At 41.6% G+C, this 5,062-nt stretch carries 4 protein-coding genes; 2 read left to right on the top strand and 2 right to left on the bottom strand.

Annotated elements, in window-relative coordinates; translation table 11 throughout:
• Positions 1-235: 235 nt before the first annotated feature.
• Complete coding sequence (locus AC4II3_RS31165; protein WP_488017358.1) at positions 236-1,186, bottom strand: DMT family transporter; 951 nt, start codon at positions 1,184-1,186, stop codon at positions 236-238.
• 592 nt (positions 1,187-1,778) lie between these two features.
• Here AC4II3_RS31165 and AC4II3_RS31160 point away from each other — a divergent pair.
• Both AC4II3_RS31160 and AC4II3_RS31155 read left to right on the top strand, forming a co-directional pair.
• Positions 1,779-2,129: a hypothetical protein gene (locus AC4II3_RS31160; protein ID WP_490723011.1), complete on the top strand. Its 351-nt coding sequence runs from the start codon at positions 1,779-1,781 to the stop codon at positions 2,127-2,129.
• Between the two features lie 136 nt (positions 2,130-2,265).
• The gene (locus AC4II3_RS31155; RefSeq protein WP_488015978.1) at positions 2,266-3,900 is read left to right on the top strand and encodes a vWA domain-containing protein; all 1,635 of its coding nucleotides are present in this window, start codon (positions 2,266-2,268) and stop codon (positions 3,898-3,900) included.
• Between the two features lie 113 nt (positions 3,901-4,013).
• Here AC4II3_RS31155 and AC4II3_RS31150 read toward each other — a convergent pair whose 3' ends face one another.
• Positions 4,014-4,556, bottom strand: coding sequence for a cysteine hydrolase family protein (locus tag AC4II3_RS31150; RefSeq protein WP_488015976.1), 543 nt, complete (start codon positions 4,554-4,556; stop codon positions 4,014-4,016).
• Positions 4,557-5,062: the final 506 nt, after the last annotated feature.

The raw sequence follows: 5,062 nt of genomic DNA, 5'->3' as shown, positions 1-5,062 counted from the left end.
AATCGGGAATCGGGAATCGGGAATCGGGAATCGGGAATCGGGAATCGGGAATAGTGGTGTAGGGTGCGCGTAAGCATATGCGCGTAGCGCTTAAGCTGACAGCTTTAGCAATCCTAAATCAATTGAGAGAATGTTTTTTCCCTGTTCCCGTCTTGATGCAGTCGCTCATGGGGGAAACCCCCAAGACCGCGCTGCATCGCTGTTCCCTGTTCCCTGTTCCCTTTGCTATTACATCTTAAGTAGCTTCAGTAGAACCAATATTATCTAATTCTCCATCTGATTTAGCCAGATAAATCCCAGATAATACGATTATAAACGTCAAGCCATTTAACCAACTCAATTTTTCTGCAAAAATTAGCCAGGCTAAGACTGCTGCAATCATAGGTTCCAGCAATAGAATTAGAGAGACAAAGCTAGATGAAAATTGTTTGAGACTATAGAATAATGCACCCAATCCAATGATAGAGCCACAAAGTCCTAGGCCAATAACAGCAGACCATGATGAAAAGGAAGCAGGAAATAGTCTATCTTCAAATAGCAATGTTAATGGTAACAACAATAGGCCACCCAAGGTATAAAGCCATAGTAAAATTGTGCTTGTGTCAAATTTAACTCGGAGATTCTCTGTTACCAAAAGTGTAGCCGCATAGAAAAGGGCAGATAGTAATGCAACGCTGTCCCCTATCAATGTCTCTCGATCGATATGAAAATCGTTAAAACCAATTAAGAACGTTCCTCCTAGAGCCAGGACCATGCCAATTAGGAAGCGACGATTAAAGGATTGGCTTAACAGTAACCATCCGCCCACAGCTGCAAAGATAGGAGTGGTGTTGTGGAGAAGATTAGAATTAGCAACACTTGTTTTTGTCAGAGACCAAGCCCACGTCACTAGGCAAATTGAATCTAAGCTAGCAACAAGAAATAACGAGAAAAAATCCTTGACAGTATAAGCCTTGTTATCAGTGTTATCAGTAGTAGATAAGCGTCCGCTGTGCTTATCCCAAAGTAGTTTGATAACCTTGCCAAGGCCCAACGCTAGGCTGGCAATCCAAAACCGATTAAATATTGTTCCATAAGGACCCATATCATGTTCTGTTATGCGAGTCAGAATTGGTGAAGACGATAGGGCAAAAATGGCAATTGCTAAGGAAGAAGACCCCCAGATTGCAGAACTTTTAGTAGACATGATCAACTTCCTTAATTAGGGATTATATAGTGGTTGTAAACAGTGGTTTTAAACGATTTGAGGTAGATAATCCTAGATCTTAGGCAACAGGAAATACCGGATCACCAGAAAAGCGGATCACCAGAATCTACACAAGGAAATAGGGAATAGCGAACAGAAAAAAAATGATGTGTAGCTCCTAATTAAGAAAAGTTCTATAAAAAGGGTTAACTACATCATCAGTATAAACTATGGCGAGTAGCCATGGTTTATCTAATTTGATAGGAAGAGAAGTACAGCTTAAGACATAGTTTTCTTATTGAAAGGGGACAGGTAGCTTTGGATCAGGAAGCATAAGATATCTTAAGCTTTGCTTCCACTCCTATATCTTTAAAAGTATCATAGGACAAACCCATCTTGTCAATCAACCACGGGTACTTTTCAATAAACCTGGCCTTATGGCGATCGTTGACAATAGATTTTATACATATAGTGTTTATTTGATGGTAAAAACATTATAGATATGAGTTAACAAAATTAGATCCGTTTACCCGGCAAAATACCATTTAAGATAAAGCCTTATTTCCTCCAGATTCATTGGCTGACCATAGGATTGCTAAGCACTGCCCACGGTACGATTAATCACTATTCCCGATTCCCGATTCCCGATTCCCGATTCCCGATTCCCGTTCCCCTCCTGGGAGGGGTTAGGGGTGGGTTCCGATTCCCGATTCCCGATTCCCGATTCCCGATTCCCGATTCCCGATTAACCGTTACAGAAACCGCAACACAAACAAACAGCCTTCTGTTGTCGATTAGCTTAGGAATAAGCAATACAGAGGGCAAATCAAATGAACAAATTACTAAGACTATTCCTCCTTTCCGGAATGGTTGCTATCTTGGCACAGCTAACAACAGCTTGCCACAATCAGCGATCAGTCCAAAAATCAGACACAAGCTCTAATCTACCTGTAGCAAAAGACGTAGAACCTGACCAAAGAGAGCGCCTATCAGAACTTATGGAATCAGCCCAGGTCGGGAGGTCGGCGGATAGTCTTAATCAGAATTTCCCTAACAGAGGTTTGACACCCCGAGCCTCAATGCCACTCTCCGGTAGCCCAAATGCACGCTTTAAAGCAGTTCCTAGTCGCTCAATGGCGAGCAAACCCAAGCCGTTACTGACAACACAGCCAGCTATCCCAGAAGTCAGCAACAGAGAAAACTATAGTCCCATTGATGAGAACGCCTTTAAGAGAGTAAAGCATAATCCCCTCTCTACCTTTGCTATTGATGTTGATACCGCCTCCTACAGCAATCTTCGTCGTTTCCTTAATAACGGTCAACTCCCCCCTACCGATGCCATCCGTATCGAAGAATTAATTAACTACTTTAACTACGACTATCCCGAACCAGAAAGCGATCGCCCTTTCTCGATTACCACAGAAATTTCTCAAGCTCCTTGGAATCCCACTCACCAATTAGTTCACATTGGCATCCAAGGGGAAAAGATGGCCATTGAAGATTTGCCTCCCAGCAATCTTGTCTTTTTGCTGGATGTCTCTGGTTCTATGAATAATCCCAATAAGCTTCCCCTGCTCAAAGAAGCCTTTCGGATGCTGGTCAATGAATTGAGAGAAGAAGACCAAGTTAGTATTGTCGTCTATGCTGGCGCTGCGGGCGTCGTTTTACCTCCTACTCCAGGTAACCAGAAAGATAAAATCTTAACAGCTATTGAGAATCTCAATGCCGGGGGGTCTACTGCTGGGGGAGCAGGAATTAAATTAGCTTATAAACTTGCCCAAGATAATTTTATTAAATCCGGAAATAACCGAGTTATTCTCGCAACCGACGGAGACTTTAATGTCGGAGTTTCCAGTGATACCGAATTAGTTAAACTAATTGAACAAAAGCGAAAAAAAGGAGTTTTTCTGACCGTATTAGGATTTGGTACCGGTAATTTACAAGATTCCAAGATGGAGAAAATTGCTAATAAAGGAAATGGTAATTATGCTTATATTGATAACGAGTTAGAAGCTAAGAAAGTCTTAGTTAACGAAATTGGAGCAACTCTACTCACTATTGCTAAAGATGTTAAGATTCAAGTAGAGTTTAATCCTGCCAAAGTCCAAGGGTATCGTTTGATTGGTTATGAAAATCGACGGCTGAAGGATGAAGAGTTTAATGATGATACTAAAGATGCCGGAGAATTAGGAGCAGGGCATACGGTCACGGCACTGTATGAAATTATTCCTGTGGGAGCGAAAACTAAGGTCAAATTACCAGATATTGACCCTCTGAAATATCAATCCAATACTGCTTCAACCACTAATTCCAAAGAATTAATGCAGGTCAAGTTACGTTACAAAGAGCCTGACGGTAACACCTCTCAACTCCTGACCTATCCCTTGGTTGATAAAGCTGTAAAGCTAAAGGATGCTTCCGATAACTTTAAGTTTTCCGCTGCCGTTGCCAGTTTTGGTATGGTGTTAAGAGATTCTCCTTACAAAGGTAAAGCCAGTTTTGACCAAGCATTACAATTAGCAAAGGAATCCGAAGGGGTAGATTTAGAGGGGTATCGAGCTGAGTTTATTGATTTGATTGAGAGTGCGGAGGAAATAGGGAGTAGGGAATCGGGAATCGGGAATCGGGAATCGGGAATCGGGAATCGGGAATCGGGTTCTGGTGGTAAGTTAAGGGTTAGGGTCATCAATCAAACAATCAATGATAAAATTTAATTTATTAAGTAATTGGGCTTGATAACAAGAAGATATTTTGTGATTAAACAATTCATCTTCTTATTATCAGTCTTTAATAACGACTCGCACTGGTTGTTATCTCGGATCAATTCCTACGAAAAATCCGATAAACTAATCACATCAGCATAAGCAAAACCCAAAGCATTCATAAATGCCCCATGTACATCTTTAGCGATAATAGTCTGATTGCCAAAAACCAGATCTCTAGTAGCACAGGCATCATGAACTACCTTACACTTAAAACCCAAATCAGCAGCAGCGCGAGTGGTAGCATCAATACACATGTGACTCATGGCACCGCAAATAACTAGCTGTTCAATCTCGGCTTGTTTTAGTTGATCCAGCAACGTAGTTTCCCGAAAGCTATTGGGATAATTTTTCGGGATTACAGTTTCACCAGGAAGGGGTTTAATACTCTCATGGATTTCGACTCCTTCAGTCCCTCGGATAAAAAAGCCTGCATTAGAATCAGCTTCAAAAAAGTGCTGTATGTGAAACGTTGGCAACTTGTTTGACCGAAAATGCTCTAGTAAATGTTGAGAATTTTGACTAGCTAAATTCATCCCCACTAGTTCCATAGAACCACCAGGAAAGTAGTCATTCTGAATATCTACTAGTATCAGTGCTGTCTTCATTGCTATTCTTCGCCCCTGTTGTTACTTAACCCCTTTACATTATAACCCACATTCCGCTAACTAAGCTTGCAAAGGGCGTTGGTAAGCACTGCCCACCCTAGGATTAATCACAATGCTGCAAGATTTCTGTTCAACTTCCGAATAGGAAACAGAAATCTCCCCTGTTCCTTTTTTTCTGTTCCTTATTGGCTAAACCCTTAATTTTTCGTTTCATTGGAATTCCCTGCACCCTGTATTCCATACCTGACAATTTGGGAACTCTAGGGTTAGGACTGTATAAAGCAGTATAGCAGTTCTAAATAGTTCTCAATTAGGTGAAGTACTTTATTCTTGGTGTTTAGGGAGCTAGGGAAGTGTGGGAAGTATGGCAGGTGTGGGGAAATTAGAACGCGCTATAGCAATACGGATTTAATCTACCGTTTACCATACTTATGAGGTACACAGGATTTTATCCCGATTCCCGATTCCCGATTCCCGTTCCCCTCCTGGGAGGGGTTAGGGGTGGG

The organism is Moorena sp. (assembly GCF_982860115.1).
The sequence above is the reverse complement of the archived record's forward strand: the minus strand, read 5'-3'. Positions and strand labels throughout refer to the sequence as shown.

Excerpts from the sequence above, each read along its gene's own strand:
- AC4II3_RS31165 (WP_488017358.1), bottom strand. The coding sequence starts at position 1,186 with ATGTCTACTAAAAGTTCTGCAATCTGGGGGTCTTCTTCCTTAGCAATT.
- AC4II3_RS31155 (WP_488015978.1), top strand. The coding sequence starts at position 2,266 with ATGCCACTCTCCGGTAGCCCAAATGCACGCTTTAAAGCAGTTCCTAGT.
- AC4II3_RS31150 (WP_488015976.1), bottom strand. The coding sequence starts at position 4,556 with ATGAAGACAGCACTGATACTAGTAGATATTCAGAATGACTACTTTCCT.